Raw genomic sequence first — 19,509 nt, forward strand, 5'->3', positions numbered from 1 at the left:
ACTTGTTAAATACCAATAGAGATTATGTTCAATAATTTAAGTGATAAGTTAGATAAAGCGTTACACGTTTTAAAAGGTCATGGTAGCATTACAGAAGTAAATGTTGCCGAGACACTTAAAGAAGTAAGACGAGCGCTTTTAGATGCCGATGTTAACTTTAAGATAGCAAAAGAGTTTACCAATAAAGTAAAAGAAAAAGCATTAGGACAAAACGTTTTAACAACACTTCAGCCAGGACAGTTAATGGTTAAAATCGTTAAGGACGAGCTCACCGAACTTATGGGTGGCGATGCAGAAGGCATTAACCTTTCTGGTAATCCAAGTGTTATTTTAATGTCTGGTTTGCAAGGTTCTGGTAAAACGACTTTTTCAGGTAAGCTTGCTAACTATCTTAAAAACAAAAAAACAAAAAAACCTTTATTAGTAGCATGTGATGTTTATCGTCCTGCGGCGATAGATCAATTGCATGTTGTTGGAGAGCAGATAGGCGTTGAGGTGTTTAGTGATAGAGGAAATAATGACCCAGTAGCTATTTCAAAAGCTGGTATTGCTCATGCAAAAGCTAATGGACATAATGTAGTAATCATAGATACCGCTGGTCGTTTGGCTGTTGATGAAGCTATGATGACGGAGATATCTAATATCCATAAAGCTATAGAGCCACAAGAAACATTGTTTGTTGTAGATTCTATGACGGGTCAAGATGCTGTTAATACGGCTAAGGCTTTCAATGATATCTTAAATTTTGATGGCGTTATTCTTACCAAATTAGATGGTGATACAAGAGGCGGTGCGGCGATTTCTATTAAGTCTGTAGTTAATAAGCCAATTAAGTTTATTGGTACAGGCGAAAAGATGGAAGCAATTGATGTATTCTATCCTTCACGTATGGCAGACCGTATTTTAGGGATGGGAGATGTGGTTTCTCTTGTAGAGCGTGCTCAAGAGCAATTTGACGAAGAGGAAGCGAGAAAGCTTCAGAAGAAGATTGCAAAAAACCAGTTCGGGTTTGATGATTTCTTAAAGCAGATTCAACAAATCAAGAAAATGGGTAACATGAAGGATTTGATTGGGATGATACCTGGTGCTGGAAAAATGATGAAAGACGTAGATATTGATGATGATGCATTTAAAGGCATCGAAGCTATTATACATTCCATGACACCGACTGAACGTTCTAATCCAGGATTAATGAATGCAAGTCGTAAAAAAAGAATAGCAAAAGGTTCTGGTACCTCAGTACAAGAAGTCAACCAATTATTAAAGCAGTTTACGCAAATGAGTAAAATGATGAAGATGATGCAAGGCGGTGGCGGAAAGCGTATGATGCAAATGATGAAGAACATGCCACGCTAATACAACACTTACAACAACAACCAACAATACAACAACATGACAATTTTAGACGGAAGAAAAACCAGTAACGACATAAAAAACGAAATCCAGGCCGAAGTTGATAAAATGAAAGCCGATGGTGAAAAAGTACCACATCTTGCAGCTGTAATTGTTGGTAACGATGGTGCAAGTTTAACTTATGTTGGCAGTAAAGTTCGTGCATGTGAGCGTGTTGGTTTTGAGTCTACAATGGTACGTATGTCTAATACGACTAGTGAAATTGAACTTCTAGATAAAATTGAAGAATTAAACAATGACGATAATATCGACGGTTTTATTATTCAATTACCTTTACCACCACAGATAAATACTCAAAAAGTTTTAATGGCAGTTCATCCAGACAAGGATGTTGATGGTTTTCACCCAACAAACTTTGGAAAAATGGCATTAGATATGTCAACATTTATTCCGGCAACCCCATTTGGTATTTTAGAATTGTTAGACCGTTATGGTGTAGAAACCAAAGGAAAGCATACGGTTGTTATTGGTCGTTCTCATATTGTTGGTCGCCCAATGAGTATTTTAATGGGACGTAAAGGGTTTCCAGGAAATTCTACAGTGACCTTAACGCATAGCCATACTAAAAATATCACCCAGATTACCTCACAAGCAGATATTATAATTTCTGCTTTAGGAGTACCGATGTTCTTAAAAGCAGAAATGGTTAAAGACGATGCTGTAATTATTGATGTAGGGATAACTCGAGTACCAGATGATTCTGAAAAAGGATATTACATAACCGGTGATGTAGACTTTGAAAACGTAAGTAAAAAAGCGAGCTTTATTACACCAGTTCCTGGTGGTGTAGGTCCAATGACAATTGCCATGCTGCTAAAAAACACGTTGTTGGCGAGAGAGCAGCATAGACTTAACAAATAGTTGGCTCTTTGTGTTGTATTCACTCATCTTAGATTCAGTCAGAATTGGGAGTAAAGAGCATTTACTTCCCATAGGCTTTGCTGTACTTTTTGCAACAGTTTTAATAATTTTTTCGAGATACAAATTAAGCTATAAATACAAGGTTGTCGTATTTCAAGGCCTTGGAGTTACTGTGTTTTTGGGTCTTATATCTTATCATGTTTTCAAAATCTATGAAGGCGATTATAATTTCCGAACAGATTTGCCTTTATTCTTATGCAGTTTTATGGCTTTGGTAGTTCCTATTTTCACTTTTAAAAGAAAATATTGGATGTACGAAATCTTATTCTTTTGGATAATTGGGGGTACAACACATGGAATTATAACACCAGATATTCCCGATGGTTTCCCAAACCCAAATTATTTTAGGTATTGGATAGTACATATGGGATTACTGACCATTATTGCCTATGCAACAGTAGTACTTAAGATGAGGCCAAAGTTTACTAGTGTTTTTAAATCTCTCATCATACTTCAAGGTTACATAATTGTTATGATGATTTTAAATGCGATATTAGGCTCAAATTATTCATATCTAAATCGTAAACCTAACTCAGCATCTTTGCTAGACTATCTGGATGAATGGCCTTATTATATTTTAGAAGTAGAGTTGATGGTTATTCCTTATTTACTCTTAATCTATTTGCCCTTTCATTTTTTAAATAAAAAGGCTAGGAAGAAATCACTTAGCAAATAGTTGATTTATATCCTTAAAGGCTTTAAACTCTAGAGCATTACCTGCAGGGTCTTTAAAAAACATAGTAGCTTGTTCCCCTACCAAGCCTTCAAACCTTATGTAAGGCTCAATTATAAATTTGATATTTCTAGATTTCAAAAGTTCTGCAAACTCATTAAAATTGTCCCAAGGCAAAACCACACCAAAATGAGGCACAGGAACATCTTTTCCATCGACAGCGTTGGTTGGTGCTTCTACAGATTTTTTATCGCTGAGGTGAATAACCAATTGATGTCCAAAGAAATTGTAATCTACCCAATGATTACTACTTCTACCTTCCTCAAAGTTTAAAGTATTCGTATAAAAATTACGACATAATTCTAAGTCATGAACAGGAATGGCTAGGTGAAAAGGAGAAAGCGTGGACATATTGAATACTAAAATTAATTTTATAAAATTAATGATTAGTCTCTTACGTTATTCCAAATATCTAGGTAAATTTTCCAATCTCCATTTACTTTTTTCCATATGATAATGTATTTACCTTGCCATTGCACTTCTTTTTTGTCTTTTGTCAAAGTCTTCCCTTCGTAGTAACCATAATCATAAGCAGTGTCATTTTCAATCTTCACTTCACTAGGAGTCACTTTATGGTGAAGGATTTTTGTGTCCTCTGGCAAGTTCCAATATTTTTTTAATTCGGTTTTTCCTGAGAGAATATTTAAATTATTTGGAAAAATTTTACCATCCTCAGTATACATATTCACTAAACCGTCAATATCTCCATCCATGTAGGCTCTAGAAAAGGCTAAGGTGTTTTCTTTTATAATATCTAAATCTGACTTTGTTTTAGAGTCTCGGGTGCATTCAATTTTCCAAGTAGGAAAAGTGATTTTCTCAGTTCTATCTACCCATTCACCAATCCATTTATATCCAGAATTACTGATGTCATAGAAAGTTAATCTATAAAAACCTTCCATGCCATTGGGTGCTTTTTGGTCTCTGTACAATACTATATTTCCATTTTCCTTTTTTGTGCCTTCCCATGTGGGTAGTTTTGTTGTAGGTCCGTTAGAAGAGTAGTAGTGTACATACCATTTGCTACTGTCGGCAATAAACTGTCGTATGCTTCCGGAGTGGCCGCCATCCGATTTTATGGTTTCGTCTTGTACAGCCATTCCATTCATAATATATTTCCATTCCCAAGTCATATCAACAGGTTCTGCCCAAGATTGGTTTTGGTTTCGTGTCATAGATTTGCAGTTACACTTGCCTATTAAACCATCAAAGTCTTTAATTTGTTCTGGTGCTTCAGGGTTAGGTAAACCGTAGGGATAGCTGTCTGATACTGAATAATTGTTTTGAGAAAAGCTAAAAATAGAAAATACGGTTAAAGCGAAAAATAAAAGTGATTTCATTAGTTGAATTGATTGATTATCAACTAAATTTAGAAATCATTACACAAAACTTCGTGGAATTAGGAATTAATTAACGTCTCTGGCGTCTAGGTGTTTCTCTTCTTTCTTCAAAAGTTTTTTTAGAGTCACTAATCAAATCGCTCAATTTTTTAAACTCATCTTTAGTGAGTTCACGGTATTTTCCAACAGGGACATCAAGCTCAATATTCATTATGCGGATACGCTTTAGGGTTAGCACCTCATAATTTAAGTAATCGCACATACGACGTATTTGTCGGTTTAAGCCTTGAGTAAGTATAATGCTAAAGGTATATTTATCTATACGCCTTACTTTACATTTCTTTGTTTTCTGTTCAAGTTCTTTTATGTAGATGCCTCCAGACATACGCTCAATAAATGTTTGAGATATAGGTCGGTCTACAGTAACTATATATTCTTTTTCGTGATTATTACTAGCACGAAGAATTTTGTTAACGATATCTCCATCATCGGTAAGTAAGATTAACCCTTCACTTGGTTTATCCAATCTTCCAATTGGGAAAATCCGTTTGTGATATCCTATAAAATCTATGATATTATCTTTCTCAACACGCGTATCTGTAGTACAAACAATACCAACAGGTTTGTTAAATGCTAAGTAGGTAAAGTCTTTTTTGCGTTCACCAATAATTTCGCCATCAACTTTTACAACATCCTCTGGAGCGACTTTAGTTCCCATTTCTGGTACAGCATCATTAATGGTCACTCGTCCCGCATCGATAAGGCGGTCAGCTTCGCGACGTGAGCAATAGCCAGCTTCACTAAGAAATTTATTAAGTCGTTTTAAGTAATCAGACATGCTGCAAAAGTACAATAAAGATTAGCGATTAATAAACTCAATTAGCTTTGGCGTAATTGATTTGTCTTTTAATCCATGTCCAAAACCTACTGTGGTGAGCAATTCACCTTTTTTATAACGATTGGTAAATAATAAAGCATCCTCGTATGGGATGATTTTATCTTTTTTATCATGGATAATCAAGCCTTCAACTTCAAAATTTTTGGTAAAATTAGCTGCTGAAAAATAATCTGTTTTCTGCCCAAAGCGTTCTAATACAATATTGTCTAATCCATTTGAAATACGCTTGTTGTAGCCCATCATTTGCTTGTATCTGCTAAATACACCAGTAAAATGTGCCGGAGCTCCTAAAGTGATAAGTTTTTTAACAGAAGGTAAATCGTGATTATGCAAACAGAATATACTTGCCATTCCGCCTACAGAATGTCCAATAAAAACTTCTGGCTGAAAAGCTTTAGCAACCACATTTATAAATTCTGAATATAAAACAGCATTAAATTGTTTACCTTCTGAGTTTCCGTGCGCAGGAGCATCTAGTGCTACAATATTATAGTCTTGAGATTTTAAATCGTTTAGTAGATAATTCCATCTGGAGGCATTGCTCTCCCAGCCATGAGCAAGTAAAAGAGTTTTGCCTTTACCTTTCCAATTGTACACAGATATAGAAAGGTTTTTATAAGAAAAAGAGCTTTGCTCAGCGTCTTCTATTATAGCTTTTTGTGCATCAGTATAACTCCCTTTTCTCGGCGTTGCAAAGAGTTGTAAAGCCTTATTTGAAGCATATTTAGGAGAAATATAACTCGTTGCATTAAGGGCGTTTCCAATAGATTTAATAACAAAACTACTCATACTATTGGGCTTCTCTATTTACGGAGTCTATCGAAAAAGCAGGTAGACATATGGCTAAATATTCGCAAGGTTCTGTAAAAGGATTTGAGTATTGTAGTCTCGTATTCTTTTCTACTTTTATCGACTGACCAGCTTCCAAAATTACGGTTTCACCGTCAATAATAAATTGCTTTTTTCCTTTTATAATGAAGGTATATTCATCAAATTCTGGAGTTTGAAAAGGCTCAGACCAACCTGAAGGTGCAATCATATGTGCAATACTAATTTCAGTATTTCCGTCTGTGGCATTACCAAAATGCTCCTTTATAATTTTACCATCGTTTGTTGGAACTATAAAAGGTGAATTTTGAATGGTATATTTTTTTGAATTGGACATTTGTCTTTATTTAAAAGTACTTTATATAGTAATCAATTGAAGTTGAATCTGGGATTTGGTTTTGATTAATTTCAGTTCCGAAATCAAAATCTTTAAGTGACCCTAATTTACGAAATGCAAAGATAGATTTTAAACTATCAACATAGACTTCGATATAGTTCATTTCATTTTTAATCTCTGAAATAGTATAGGTTGATTTGATATCTTTAAAATAACTATTAACTGAAATATTCATAGCTGTCTTATAAATTGAATTTTTAATATGAATATAATTAATAGTGGATGTTGAATCGTGAGCGTCGTTGGGGAAAATGTGAAGTAAAAGAGCACCAGATTTAGAATAAATACCAATTGGATTTATACCACCTATAAAGCTATCGTCTTCCTCATAGTTAAAAATGGAGTCGTTTTTAAAAATTAATTTTAAGTCTTTTACTTGTGTAGAATCTGTGACGTAACCAACAAAGTTTTTACCAATGAGAAACTGTCGCGTATCTTCTTTTTCAGCATTTCCGTTACAACCGAATATAATAACAAATAGAATAAAGTGAAATGCAAAACGCTTTGCCATTATTTATATGTTATCGCATCATTTTGGTCAAAATCCCAAGTACGCTTCTAATTACTGTTGGACTCGTTAAAACCTTAAGTAAAGGATTCTGTCTAGAAGAACGTCTTCGGCTTGTCGATGTTTTTCGTTTAGATTCTGCTTTTTTAAGTGCTTCTTTTTCTGCTTTAGCCTTTTCTTTAGCTTCTTCAGCCTCAGCTTGCTTTATTTTTTCATTGAGCATTTCGTAGGCGCTCTCACGGTCAATCTCCTTATTGTATTTTTTTGCTAGTTCTGAGTCTGAGAGTAATTTACCTAATTCAGACTCAGTTAAAATGTCCATTCGGCTCATTGGTGCACGCATCATAGTGGCGGCTAATGGCGTCGGCTTTCCTTTTTCGTTTAAGGCAGAGACTAGAGCTTCACCAATCCCGAGAGAAGTTAGTACTTCGGCTGTATCGTAATAGTCTGTGTCCGGATAGTTTTGTGCAGTCAGTTTAATGGCTTTTCGGTCTTTGGCTGTAAATGCTCTTAGCGCATGTTGCACCTTTAAACCTAATTGTCCCAAAACAGATTCTGGAACATCAGTAGGATTTTGCGTCACAAAATATAAGCCAACACCTTTACTACGGATGAGTTTTACAATACTTTCAATCTGATTTAAAAGCGCATCCGAGGCTTCATTAAATATTAAATGTGCTTCGTCAATAAACATAATCAATTCTGGTCGACCGCTATCACCTTGCTCAGGGAATGTGGAATAAATTTCGGCCAGTAAACTCAACATGAATGTCGAAAATAATTTCGGTTTATCTTGTATATCCGTCAAACGAATAATATTAATGTAACCACGCCCATTCTCATCAATACGCAGTAAATCCTGAGTGTCAAAAGACGTTTCGCCAAAAAAGAGGTCGCCACCTTGTTGTTCAATTTCAATAAGCTTTCTCAAGATAGCGCCAGTCGAAGCAGTGGAAATACGCCCGTAAGCTTCTTCAAATTCCTTTTTGCCTTCGCCTGTAGCATATTGTAGAATTTTTTTGAAATCTTTAATGTCTAAAAGTGGTAATTGGTTGTCATCACAATATTTGAAAATTACTGAGATAATTCCCGCTTGAGTTTCGGTAACATCTAAAATTCTTGAAATTAATACTGGACCAAACTCACTAATAGTAGCACGTAAGCGCACACCATCTTGCTCGGAAAGCGTCATAATTTCCACTGGGAATTTTTTAGCATCGAACGGTAATCCGATTTTTTCGTGGCGCTCATCAATTTTTGGATGCCCAGGACTTGGTTGTGCCAAACCACTTAAATCGCCTTTAATATCCATAAGCAATACAGGGATTCCTTTTTCGGATAAATTTTCGGCTAAAACCTGAAGTGTTTTTGTTTTTCCTGTACCTGTTGCACCGGCAATTAAACCGTGACGGTTCATGGTTTTTAAAGGAACATTTACAAAGGCATTAGTCATGGTTTCGCCTTCAAGCATTGCCGCGCCAAGCGTGATGTAGTCGCCTTTAAAAGTATTGCCGTCGTTTATATGTTTAATAAAAGTGTCTTTGTTGCTCATTATCTCAAAATTTTTATAAAAATACTGTAATTTTAATCAAGTTAAAAACATCAAAATCATGTCAAAATATATTTATGTTTTATGTCTCTCTCTTATGATGCTGAATTTTTCTTGTAACGATTCAAAATCCGAAATACTTTTCCATAAGTCTCACGAGCCAAGTCGTGTTAATGTTCCATTTAGTGATGCTGTAGAAACTGAAGATTTACTCTTTTTAACTGGGCAAATAGGAAAAGACCATAAAGCTGGTAAATTAGTTGAAGGCGGCATCGAGGTAGAAACCAAACAGGTGATTTTAAATATCAAAGATGTGCTAAAACAACACAATTTGACTTTAGATAATGTGGTAAAATGCACTGTTATTTTGAAGGATATTAATGATTTTAAAGCATTCAATTCAGTTTACACACAATACTTTACTAATAAACCTGCACGAACAACTTTTGCAGCAGCTGGTCTTGCTGGTGGAGCAAGCATTGAGATTGATGTTATTGCGGCGAAGTAATTTTATCTTCCAACTTTAAACATTTAAACTATCTTTGTCCGCTATGACGAGAAGAGAACGACAAGAATTGATTGACAAGGGATTGCTTTTGCCTTTGATGGAAGAATTTTACACCATTCAAGGTGAAGGTTATCACAAAGGCACTGCTGCTTATTTTGTGCGTATTGGTGGTTGTGATGTTGGGTGCCATTGGTGTGACGTTAAAGAAAGTTGGTTAGCCGAATTACATCCTCCGACAGAAACCGAAAAAATTGTTGAAAATGCTGTAAAGTATAGCAACACCATTGTAGTTACTGGAGGTGAGCCTTTGATGTGGGATATGAATCCGTTAACAGAACAATTAAAAGCCAAAGGTGTACAAACGCATATTGAGACCTCTGGCGCTTACAAGTTAAGTGGTGATTGGGATTGGATTTGTTTATCTCCAAAAAAGAATAAACTACCAACGGAAGAAGTATTTGCGAAGGCTCATGAGCTAAAATGTATTATCTATAACAAAGACGATTTTAGATTTGCTGAAGAACAAGCAGCACAAGTCAATAAAGATTGTATTTTGTATTTACAGCCAGAATGGTCTAAACGCGACAAAATGATGCCACAAATTGTAGATTACGTTATGGCTAATCCTAAATGGAAAGTCAGCCTACAGACGCATAAATATTTGAATATACCATAAATAAAAAGCCTTGAGAAATCAAGGCTTTTTATTTTTAAGAGCATGTTTCTTATTTCGTAAAAGGCACTGCAATTCTAACTTTGTCCCAGCCCATATGTAAATGTACACCATCATCAGAAGGTTCAAAAGCCATAGAAAATGCTTCTAAAGATTCATCTCCCATAGTTACAGGCACTTTAATGCTAGCAACAGTATTCTCCTTTTTGTATCCAGAAGCTCCCCAGTTATTTAGGTCAGAACTAACAATGACTTCCCATTCTTTTTCTCCTGGAATAGAGAATAAAGAGTATGTTCCAGCTTTTATTTTTGTTCCGTTGAGATTCATATCTACATTCAATATCAATTGAGTAGCTTCATTAGCTCCAGTTCTCCAAACTTTTCCATAAGGCGCTAAGTCTTCACCAACAGTTCTACCTTTAAGTTGTGGTCTACTGTAGTAAACTTTTGCTAATTGTTTGTTACCACGTCCTATTGAGGCAGCATCCATAGGGCTTTTGTCTAGGCCTCTAAATTTTTGAGCTTCAGCATTAAATGATACTAACATCATAAAAGCAAAAGCAACGGTTGTAAGTAGTCTAAAATTTTTCATAAGTGGTTTATTAAATAATAAGATCTAAAATTAGGTTGTATTTAAAGGCATCTGTCGTAAAAAAGTATTAAAATTTACAGATTGATAGCAATTAGTTTAAAATCAATCAAGTTAAGTTTAAAATTATATTAATTACATAGTTTTTATCTACATATTGAAACTAATAAGTGTTTTTATGTTTAATAAATGAAAGTTTAATTCCATATTTGCTTCATAATAATATTTAAAAGAAAAGATTATGTGCGGTATTGTATGTGCGTTCGATATAAAACAAAAAGCTGAAGATTTAAGACCTCAGGTTTTAGAGATGGCAAAATCTATTAGACATCGTGGTCCAGACTGGAGCGGTATTTATAGTGATGAAAAAGTGATTATGGCGCATGAGCGTTTGGCGATTGTAGACCCAGCTTCTGGGAAGCAACCTTTGTTTTCTGCGGATAAAAAATTAATCTTGGCAGCAAACGGTGAAATATATAACCATAGAGAGTTACGTGCTAAATTTCCAGATTACAAGTTTCAAACTGAAAGTGATTGTGAAGTTATTCTAGCCTTATACCAAGAAAAAGGTCACGATTTTGTTGATGATATGAATGGTATTTTCGGTTTCGCTATTTATGATGTCGAAAAAGACGAATATTTCATAGCTCGAGACCACATGGGAATTATTCCATTATACATGGGCTGGGACAAAGACGGAACGTTTTACGTCGCTTCAGAATTAAAAGCGCTTGAAGGTGTTTGTACTAAGATTGAATTATTTCCTCCAGGACATTACATGAGTAGCTCGGACGGAAAATTGGTAAAATGGTACAAGCGTGATTGGGCGGAATATGAAGCTGTAAAAGAAAACGAAACAAGTATTGCCGAGGTTAAACAAGCCTTAGAAGATGCCGTGCACAGACAGTTAATGAGTGATGTGCCTTATGGAGTATTGCTTTCAGGTGGATTAGATTCTTCAGTGACTTCTGCCATCGCAAAAAAATATTCTGAAAGACGTATCGAGGCAGACGATAAAGAAAAAGCATGGTGGCCACAATTGCATAGTTTCTCTGTAGGATTAGAAGGCTCACCAGATTTAGCAGCTGCTCAAAAAGTAGCTGACCATATTGGTACGGTTCATCACGAAATTAAATTTACCATTCAAGAAGGATTAGATGCCATAAAAGATGTGATATACAATATCGAAACTTATGATATTACTACCATTCGTTCATCGACACCAATGTATTTAATGGCACGTGTTATTAAATCAATGGGAATAAAAATGGTGTTATCTGGTGAAGGTGCAGATGAGATTTTTGGAGGCTATTTATACTTCCATAAAGCACCAAATGCTCAAGAGTTTCATGAAGAAACTGTGCGTAAATTAGACAAATTACACATGTACGATTGTTTAAGAGCAAACAAAAGTTTAATGGCTTGGGGAATCGAAGGTCGTGTACCATTTTTGGACAAAGAATTTATGGATGTAGCGATGCGCATCAATCCAAAAGATAAAATGATTAATGGCGAGCGCATGGAAAAATGGGTAATCCGTAAGGCTTTTGAAGATATGCTACCAGAAAGCGTTGCATGGAGACAAAAGGAACAATTTAGTGATGGCGTTGGTTACAGCTGGATTGATACCTTGAAAGAAATTGTAGATAAAGAAGTGACAGACGAGCAATTAGCAAATGCTAAGTTTAGATTCCCAATAAACACACCATTAAACAAAGAAGAGTTCTACTACCGCTCTATTTTTGAAGAGCATTTCCCAAGTGATGCAGCGGCTTTAAGCGTTCCACAAGAAGCAAGTGTGGCTTGTAGTACGGCAATAGCTTTAGAATGGGACGAAGCTTTTAAAAACATGAATGAACCATCTGGAAGAGCTATTGCTAACGTGCATGATGATAGCTATTAATTAAACTAGCATATCAGTAGAAATTCTTTACAAATATTAATTAATTTAATTCAAAAATCTCGCTTCTGCGGGATTTTTTCAATTTTCAATTTTCAGACAAAATAAAAAACATTCAAAATTTAATTTAAGGTCATTTTAAAGCGATTTAAGCGACTTTTAGGTAATTAACAAATGTTGATAATTATTGCTTAAAACTAACAAAAAGCTTTAAAATAGCTTCGATATTTCTTATCTTTGATAGTACTCAAAAGAGGCGCAAAAAGCGTCTTTTTTTGTGTATATAAATTTAGAACTAAATCTTATTTCAAAATAATATGAGCGAAAAGAAAGAAGAATTTAACAAGCACAATTATTCAGCAGACAGTATTCAGGCCTTAGAAGGTATGGAGCACGTGCGTATGCGTCCCTCGATGTACATCGGAGATGTAGGAACAAGAGGTTTGCACCATTTGGTTTACGAGGTTGTAGATAACTCTATAGATGAAGCATTAGCTGGGCATTGTGATAATATTACAGTGACCATTAATGAGGACAACTCCATAACCACTGAGGATGATGGACGTGGAATTCCTGTCGATTTACATAAAAAAGAAGGTGTTTCTGCCCTTGAAGTGGTGATGACCAAAATTGGAGCAGGTGGTAAGTTCGATAAAGACTCTTATAAGGTTTCTGGTGGTTTACACGGTGTTGGTGTGAGTTGTGTTAATGCCCTTTCAGAACATCTTAAGGCCACAGTTTTTAGAGAAGGTAAAATTTATGAGCAAGAGTACGAGCGTGGTAAAGCTATGTATCCTGTTAAGCAAGTTGGTACAACAGATAAAAGAGGCACGACAGTCACGTTTAAGCCAGATTCTACAATATTCACGCAGACTTTAGAGTATAGCTACGATACGCTTGCAAGTCGTATGCGTGAGCTGGCGTATCTTAATAAGGGAATTACTATTCACTTAGTAGACAGACGTCATAAAAAAGAAGATGGCTCTTTTGAAGGTGAAACATTTCATTCTGAAAATGGATTAACAGAATTTGTTAAGTTTTTAGACGGTAATCGCGAACCTTTAATGAAAGATGTTATTGCTTTTGAAGGTGAAAAAAACGGAGTACCTGTAGAAGTGGCAATGGTTTACAACACATCCTATGCAGAAAATTTACATTCTTATGTAAATAATATCAACACCCATGAAGGTGGTACGCATTTATCTGGTTTTCGTCGTGGATTGACGCATACGTTAAAAAAATATGCTGACGGTTCTGGAATGTTAGACAAATTAAAGTTTGATATTTCAGGAGACGATTTCCGTGAGGGTCTTACTGCTATTGTATCTGTTAAAGTAGCAGAACCTCAATTTGAAGGGCAAACAAAAACTAAATTGGGTAATCGTGAAGTTTCGGCTTCTGTATCTCAAGCGGTTTCTGAGATGTTGACTGATTACTTAGAAGAGCATCCTGACGATGCTAAGATAATTGTTCAGAAAGTGATTTTGGCAGCTCAAGCGCGTCACGCAGCACAAAAAGCCCGTGAAATGGTGCAGCGAAAAACGGTAATGAGCATTGGAGGTTTACCTGGAAAACTTTCAGATTGTTCTGAGCAAGATCCAGCAAAATGTGAAGTATTCCTTGTTGAGGGAGATTCGGCAGGTGGAACCGCTAAACAAGGTCGTGACAGAGCATTCCAAGCTATTTTACCATTAAGAGGTAAAATTCTTAATGTTGAAAAAGCCATGCAACACAAGGTTTTTGAGAATGAAGAAATCAAAAATATCTTTACAGCACTAGGTGTTACTATTGGAACAGAAGAAGACCCTCGCGCATTAAATCTATCTAAATTAAGGTATCATAAAATTGTAATCATGTGTGATGCCGATATTGACGGTTCTCACATTGCAACACTTATATTAACGTTCTTCTTTAGATATATGAAAGAGTTGGTAGAAAATGGCCATATTTATATTGCAACACCACCTTTATATTTAGTTAAGAAAGGTGCTAAAAAGCAATATGCTTGGTCTGATAAAGAGCGTGATGAGATTATCGAAACTTTTGGAGATGGCTCTAAAATTCAGCGATATAAAGGTCTCGGAGAGATGAACGCTGAACAACTTTGGGATACCACAATGAATCCTGAGTTTAGAACAATGCGTCTAGTACAGATTGAAAACGGTGTAGAAGCAGACCGTATTTTCTCAATGTTAATGGGGGATGAGGTGCCGCCACGTCGTGAGTTTATTGAGAAAAATGCTATTTATGCAAATATTGATGCGTAAGATATAATCTTAAAACACTAAAAAAGAGCTACTATTAGTAGCTCTTTTTTATTTCTTAGATAGTATGATATAAATCATGGAATTTCCTCATTAAAACCTTAAATTTGTACTTCAAAATTTAATAACTCAAAAAAATATAAAAATGAAAGTTACTGTAGTAGGCGCAGGTGCCGTAGGTGCAAGTTGTGCAGAGTATATCGCAATGAAAAATTTTGCTTCTGAAGTTGTTTTATTAGACATCAAAGAAGGTTATGCAGAAGGTAAGGCTATGGATTTGATGCAAACAGCATCTTTAAATGGTTTTGATACTAAAATAACTGGAAGTACAAGCGATTATTCTAAAACTGCAAATAGTGACATTTGTGTTATTACATCGGGTATTCCTCGTAAACCTGGTATGACACGTGAAGAATTAATAGGTATCAATGCAGGTATCGTTAAGTCTGTTTCTGCTAGTTTAGTTGAGCACTCTCCAAACACTATTTTAATTGTAGTAAGTAACCCAATGGATACGATGACGTATTTGGTTCATAAAACTACAGATTTACCAAAGCATAGAATTATTGGTATGGGAGGCGCATTAGACTCAGCACGTTTTAAGTACAGATTAGCTGAAGCTCTTGAAGCACCAATTAGTGATGTTGACGGCATGGTAATTGGTGGTCATAGTGATAAAGGTATGGTGCCATTAACATCTCATGCTACACGTAACTCAATCAAAGTATCGGAATTTTTATCAGAAGAGCGCTTAGAGCAAGTCGCTGCAGATACTAAAGTTGGTGGTGCAACACTAACCAAGTTATTAGGAACATCCGCTTGGTATGCACCAGGTGCAGCAGTTTCTGGACTAGTACAAGCTATTGCCTGTGACCAAAAGAAAATTTACCCATGCTCTACATTATTAGATGGCGAATATGGATTAAGTGACCTCTGTATTGGTGTGCCTGTAATTTTAGGTAGAAATGGTATCGAAAAAATTGTTGATGTACCTTTAAGTGATGCTGAAAAAGCACACATGGCAGAAAGTGCCGAAGGTGTTCAGAAAACTAATGGATTATTAGAGTTTTAATAATCAAATTTTAGAATAAAAAGTTTCAAAAAGACCACTGGAAAGTGGTCTTTTTGTTTATATTTGGCGCGTGCGAATAAAATGGTACATATTTAGTTATCTATTCTGTCTTACGGTAATGGGTATTGTTCAACAATCCCAAAATCCAAAGGCCAATCAAGAAGTTGTCCTTCAGTTTGAAGAGCAACTTACAGATACTGAAGCGCAACAATCTTTAGAGGAGATTTCAATTTCTTTGGAAAAAATTGGAGTCGATGGGATTACAATTACTTCGGATAATGGTTTATATCGCATTTCCTACTATAGCAAATCTGCCGCCAAGAACATTAAAGAATTACTTTCGGAAACTGTTGGAATTTCACTGAGTGATAGTTCTGACTCAAGTGAAAAAGAAAGTAGAAAATTCGATTTTGATGTTTTAAAAATTGAGCCAGCAACTTCTAATTCTTGGGATTTTGAAGCACAAGAAGTGCCAATAGTAAACCTTAAGAGCGACCGCTCCTTTAACCCTGACGTTTTTAAGTTTCCAGTTTTAGTGGAAGCAGGGAAAATTACGTTTGATTTAAAAGTAGCCTACAATGCTAACCGACAGGTAGTATTTGTTTCAGACAATACATCTCATAACATTCCAGAAGTCCGAGCAGGGCCTTTAGCATAATTACATCACAATAGTGTTATTTTGAACTGTCACACTGAGCGCAGTCGAAGTGTTGTTCAGAATTTCATACCATACAATTTAGATGCTGAAACAAGTTCAGCATGACAATCGGAAGAAATACTCTTTAAATTTTTAATTTAACTATTATCGACATTAGTTCGATATAAAACCAAAAACAATGCAAAACAAAGGATTAGTAAAGTTATTTGCTTTACTATTTGGATTGGTAAGTATCTACCAATTATCATTTACGTTCAAGGCAAATCAAATAGAAAAAGAAGCAAAACAATTTGCCCAATCTAAGTACACAGAAAGTAGTGAAATCGCTGCAGGAGAATTACGCTATTTAGATTCACTTAACAACCAAGAAGTTTATAACATGCTAGGTGTAAAGCAATTTACATATAGCGATGTTAAAGATAATGCCATGAATTTAGGTCTTGACCTTAAAGGAGGTATTAACGCCATTATTGAGATTTCTGTAAAAGATATCTTAAAGGGTCTAGCAAACAATAGTAAAGACCCAATATTTAATCAAGCCTTAGAAAAAGCAGAAGAGCTACAGAAAGATTCTCAAGATTCTTATCTAGAGAGTTTTTATACTGCTTTTGATGAAATTAAAGGTGATACAAAATTAGCATCTCCAGATATTTTTGCCAACCGTACGCTAAGTGACGACGTAAAATTTAATATGTCAGATGACGAGGTGAAAAGTGTCATTACAAGAAAAGTAGATGAGTCTATTGTCTCAGCTTTCGAGGTATTACGTAATCGTATCGATGGTTTTGGTGTAACATCTCCAAATATTCAACGATTAGGAAATGGCGGTCGTATTTTAATTGAATTACCAGGAGCTAAAGACAAGAAACGTGTTGTAGATATCATTACAAAAACAGCACAATTACAGTTTTGGGAAACTTACAACACGCAAGATTTAGCGGGGTATTTATTTCAAGTTAACCAAAGATTAGTTGAGGCTCAAAAAGCTAAAACAGAAACTACTGAAGATGCCACTGAGCAAGATGAAGCTACGGAAGAGGTAGACTCTACATCTAGTGTTATTGAAAACTTGACAGGACAGATTGAAAATGATTCTACAGATGTTCGAGAGAATGTAAATCCTCTTGGAATACAAAGTATTGGACAAGGCGGACCAGTTATTGGTATGTTCTTAGCTAAGGATAAAGATGATATTCTTAAGAAGCTTAACGCTAATCGTGACTTATTACCTGTGGAACAGCGTTATGCTTTTTTTGCTTGGGGAAAACCAGCAGATAAAGATTCTGAGTTTGTAGAGTTATACGCGCTTAAAAGTAATAGAGATGGAGAGCCAGAGTTAAGTGGAGCTGTTATCACTGATGCAAGACAAGATTATGATCAGTTAAATAGACCAGCGGTGAGCATGCAAATGAATGCTAAAGGGGCTAAAATATGGGAAGCAATGACTAAAGTTGCTTACGAAACAAGAGGCAACATTGCGATAGTATTAGATAGTACTGTGTATTCTGCACCAGGTGTAAGTACAGGGCCAATTTCTGGAGGTAATTCTCAAATTTCAGGCTCTTTTACTTTAGAAGAAGCAACGGATTTAGCAAACGTCTTAAGAGCTGGTAAATTACCAGCATCTGCTGAAATCGTTCAAGCAGATGAGGTTGGGCCATCTTTAGGTCAAGAAGCTATCGATAGCGGAATGGTCTCATTTGGTTTGGCTTTATTATTCGTTTTATTATGGATGATTTTTTACTACGGTAAAGCTGGTGGTTTTGCAGATATTGCATTACTATTTAATATTCTTTTAATCTTCGGTGTGTTATCAGGATTAGGAGCTGTATTAACTTTACCTGGTATTGCAGGTATCGTATTAACTATTGGTATCTCTGTAGATGCTAACGTACTTATCTTTGAGCGTATTCGCGAAGAATTAGCAAAAGGGAAAGACCAGAAAATAGCCATTAAGGACGGTTTTGCTAATGCATTATCTTCAATTTTAGATGCTAACATTACAACTGGTTTAACTGCATTAATCTTATTTGTATTTGGTACAGGACCAATCAAAGGTTTCGCAACTACGTTAATCATTGGTATTTTAACATCGTTATTTACAGCAATCTTTATTACAAGATTACTTATCGATTGGTATGTAGGTCGTGGAGGAAAGTTAGATTTCTCTACAGCTATTACTAAAGGATTCTTACAAAATGTTAATATCAACTTCTTAGGGAAGCGTAAGATTGCTTATGTGATTTCTGGTATTTTAATTACAGCTGGTATTGCTTCATTATTTACAAACAAATTAGATGAAGGAATCGATTTTGTTGGAGGTAGAACTTACCAAGTGCGTTTTGCACAGTCTGTATCTACAGAAGAAGTTGCTAAAACTTTAAATGACCCAGCAGTATTTGGAAGTGCTGAGGTTAAGACTATTGGTAATGATAATCAGTTAAAGATTTCTACGAAATATAAAGTTGACGATAATTCAACTGAAGCAGACGAAGAAGTACAATCTAAATTATATGAAGCTTTGAGAACATATTTGCCAGATGGTATTACATACCAAGAATTCTTAGATGGTTCTGGAGATGCTAAAATTGGTAAGATGTTATCCAGTAAAGTGAGTCCAACGATTGCAGATGACATTAAGAAATCATCGTTCTGGGCAATCCTAGGTTCTTTAGTAGTTGTATTCTTATATATCTTAATTCGTTTTAAGAGATGGCAATTCTCTCTTGGTGCTGTTGCGGCGGTATTCCACGATGTATTAATCGTGTTAGGTATCTTCTCATTAGCTTGGAAGTTTATGCCATTTAGTATGGAGATTGACCAGGCGTTTATCGCAGCCATCTTAACAGTAATCGGTTACTCGCTGAATGATACTGTGGTAGTATTCGATAGAATTAGAGAGTACCTTAATGAGCACACAAGTTGGGAGTTTGGAAAAACAATCAACGCTTCATTAAACAGTACATTAAGTAGAACATTAAATACATCGTTAACAACTTTAGTGGTGTTATTAGCCATGTTCTTCTTAGGTGCAGATTCTCTTAAAGGATTCTTATTTGCATTAATTGTTGGTGTGCTAGTAGGTACATACTCTTCGTTGTTTATTGCAACTCCAGTGATGTACGATACAGCTAAGAAAGGTGATGCTGCTGAGTCTTTAAAGAAGAAAGTTAAAGAAGAAGAGGAAGAAGCTTAATTCTTCTCTTGCACTTAAATAAAAAAAGACTGCTAATTGGCAGTCTTTTTTTTATTTAATTA

At 35.5% G+C, this 19,509-nt stretch carries 18 protein-coding genes; 10 read left to right on the plus strand and 8 right to left on the minus strand.

All coding sequences use genetic code 11. From position 1 onward, the window contains the following. The first annotated feature begins 24 nt into the window (after positions 1–24). From ffh to BUB95_RS08395, 3 genes are read left to right on the plus strand one after another with little or no spacing between them, the layout of a single operon-like run. A complete protein-coding gene (ffh, locus tag BUB95_RS08385; protein ID WP_073085447.1) occupies positions 25–1,356 on the plus strand; it encodes a signal recognition particle protein in 1,332 nt (443 codons plus the stop codon). A 36-nt stretch (positions 1,357–1,392) separates the two neighbouring features. Further along, positions 1,393–2,274 (plus strand): bifunctional 5,10-methylenetetrahydrofolate dehydrogenase/5,10-methenyltetrahydrofolate cyclohydrolase, encoded by an 882-nt coding sequence (locus BUB95_RS08390; RefSeq protein WP_073085449.1) that lies wholly within the window; start codon positions 1,393–1,395, stop codon positions 2,272–2,274. Between the two features lie 10 nt (positions 2,275–2,284). After that, entirely contained in the window at positions 2,285–3,010 is a 726-nt protein-coding gene (locus BUB95_RS08395; protein WP_073085451.1) for a YwaF family protein, read from the plus strand. Here BUB95_RS08395 and BUB95_RS08400 read toward each other — a convergent pair. From BUB95_RS08400 to BUB95_RS08430, 7 genes are all read right to left on the minus strand, one after another. Next, complete coding sequence (locus BUB95_RS08400) at positions 2,996–3,418, minus strand: VOC family protein (protein ID WP_073085453.1); 423 nt, start codon at positions 3,416–3,418, stop codon at positions 2,996–2,998. The two genes, BUB95_RS08395 and BUB95_RS08400, sit on opposite strands and share 15 nt — an antisense overlap. Positions 3,419–3,453: 35 nt before the next feature. Further along, positions 3,454–4,407: a YybH family protein gene (locus BUB95_RS14250; RefSeq protein ID WP_143185580.1), complete on the minus strand. Its 954-nt coding sequence runs from the start codon at positions 4,405–4,407 to the stop codon at positions 3,454–3,456. 70 nt (positions 4,408–4,477) lie between these two features. Beyond that, positions 4,478–5,245, minus strand: coding sequence for a pseudouridine synthase (locus BUB95_RS08410; RefSeq protein ID WP_073085455.1), 768 nt, complete (start codon positions 5,243–5,245; stop codon positions 4,478–4,480). 21 nt (positions 5,246–5,266) lie between these two features. Next, positions 5,267–6,094 carry an alpha/beta fold hydrolase gene (locus BUB95_RS08415; RefSeq protein WP_073085457.1) on the minus strand — a complete coding sequence of 276 codons (828 nt, stop codon included), beginning with the start codon at positions 6,092–6,094 and terminating at the stop codon, positions 5,267–5,269. Between the two features lies 1 nt (position 6,095). Further along, on the minus strand, positions 6,096–6,470 hold the full coding sequence (locus BUB95_RS08420; protein WP_073085459.1) for a cupin domain-containing protein: 375 nt from the start codon (positions 6,468–6,470) through the stop codon (positions 6,096–6,098). 10 nt (positions 6,471–6,480) lie between these two features. Continuing rightward, positions 6,481–7,041, minus strand: a complete 561-nt coding sequence (locus BUB95_RS08425) for a hypothetical protein (RefSeq protein WP_073085461.1) — start codon at positions 7,039–7,041, stop codon at positions 6,481–6,483. Between the two features lie 10 nt (positions 7,042–7,051). Then, a complete protein-coding gene (locus BUB95_RS08430; RefSeq protein WP_073085463.1) occupies positions 7,052–8,590 on the minus strand; it encodes a helicase HerA-like domain-containing protein in 1,539 nt (512 codons plus the stop codon). Positions 8,591–8,648: 58 nt separating this feature from the next. On the opposite strand from BUB95_RS08430, the gene BUB95_RS08435 reads away from it, so the two are divergent. Beyond that, complete coding sequence (locus BUB95_RS08435; protein ID WP_073085465.1) at positions 8,649–9,095, plus strand: Rid family detoxifying hydrolase; 447 nt, start codon at positions 8,649–8,651, stop codon at positions 9,093–9,095. Positions 9,096–9,138: 43 nt separating this feature from the next. Next, on the plus strand, positions 9,139–9,771 hold the full coding sequence (locus tag BUB95_RS08440; protein WP_073085467.1) for a 7-carboxy-7-deazaguanine synthase QueE: 633 nt from the start codon (positions 9,139–9,141) through the stop codon (positions 9,769–9,771). 49 nt (positions 9,772–9,820) lie between these two features. Here the strand turns inward: BUB95_RS08440 and BUB95_RS08445 are convergent, their stop codons facing one another. Beyond that, entirely contained in the window at positions 9,821–10,360 is a 540-nt protein-coding gene (locus tag BUB95_RS08445) for a DUF2911 domain-containing protein (RefSeq protein ID WP_073085469.1), read from the minus strand. A 238-nt stretch (positions 10,361–10,598) separates the two neighbouring features. On the opposite strand from BUB95_RS08445, the gene asnB reads away from it, so the two are divergent. From asnB to secDF, 5 genes are all read left to right on the plus strand, one after another. Next, positions 10,599–12,260, plus strand: a complete 1,662-nt coding sequence (gene asnB, locus BUB95_RS08450; RefSeq protein WP_073085471.1) for an asparagine synthase B — start codon at positions 10,599–10,601, stop codon at positions 12,258–12,260. A 314-nt stretch (positions 12,261–12,574) separates the two neighbouring features. Beyond that, the gene (gyrB, locus tag BUB95_RS08455) at positions 12,575–14,524 is read left to right on the plus strand and encodes a DNA topoisomerase (ATP-hydrolyzing) subunit B (RefSeq protein ID WP_073085473.1); all 1,950 of its coding nucleotides are present in this window, start codon (positions 12,575–12,577) and stop codon (positions 14,522–14,524) included. Positions 14,525–14,666: 142 nt separating this feature from the next. Then, positions 14,667–15,593: a malate dehydrogenase gene (locus BUB95_RS08460; RefSeq protein ID WP_073085475.1), complete on the plus strand. Its 927-nt coding sequence runs from the start codon at positions 14,667–14,669 to the stop codon at positions 15,591–15,593. A gap of 118 nt (positions 15,594–15,711) precedes the next feature. Next, complete coding sequence (locus BUB95_RS08465) at positions 15,712–16,251, plus strand: hypothetical protein (RefSeq protein WP_073085477.1); 540 nt, start codon at positions 15,712–15,714, stop codon at positions 16,249–16,251. A 178-nt stretch (positions 16,252–16,429) separates the two neighbouring features. Next, a complete protein-coding gene (gene secDF / locus BUB95_RS08470; RefSeq protein WP_073085479.1) occupies positions 16,430–19,447 on the plus strand; it encodes a protein translocase subunit SecDF in 3,018 nt (1,005 codons plus the stop codon). The last annotated feature ends 62 nt before the right edge of the window (positions 19,448–19,509 follow it).

The sequence above is a fragment of the Winogradskyella jejuensis genome (assembly GCF_900129745.1).
In the GTDB taxonomy this organism is placed as follows: Bacteria; Bacteroidota; Bacteroidia; order Flavobacteriales; family Flavobacteriaceae; genus Winogradskyella; species Winogradskyella jejuensis.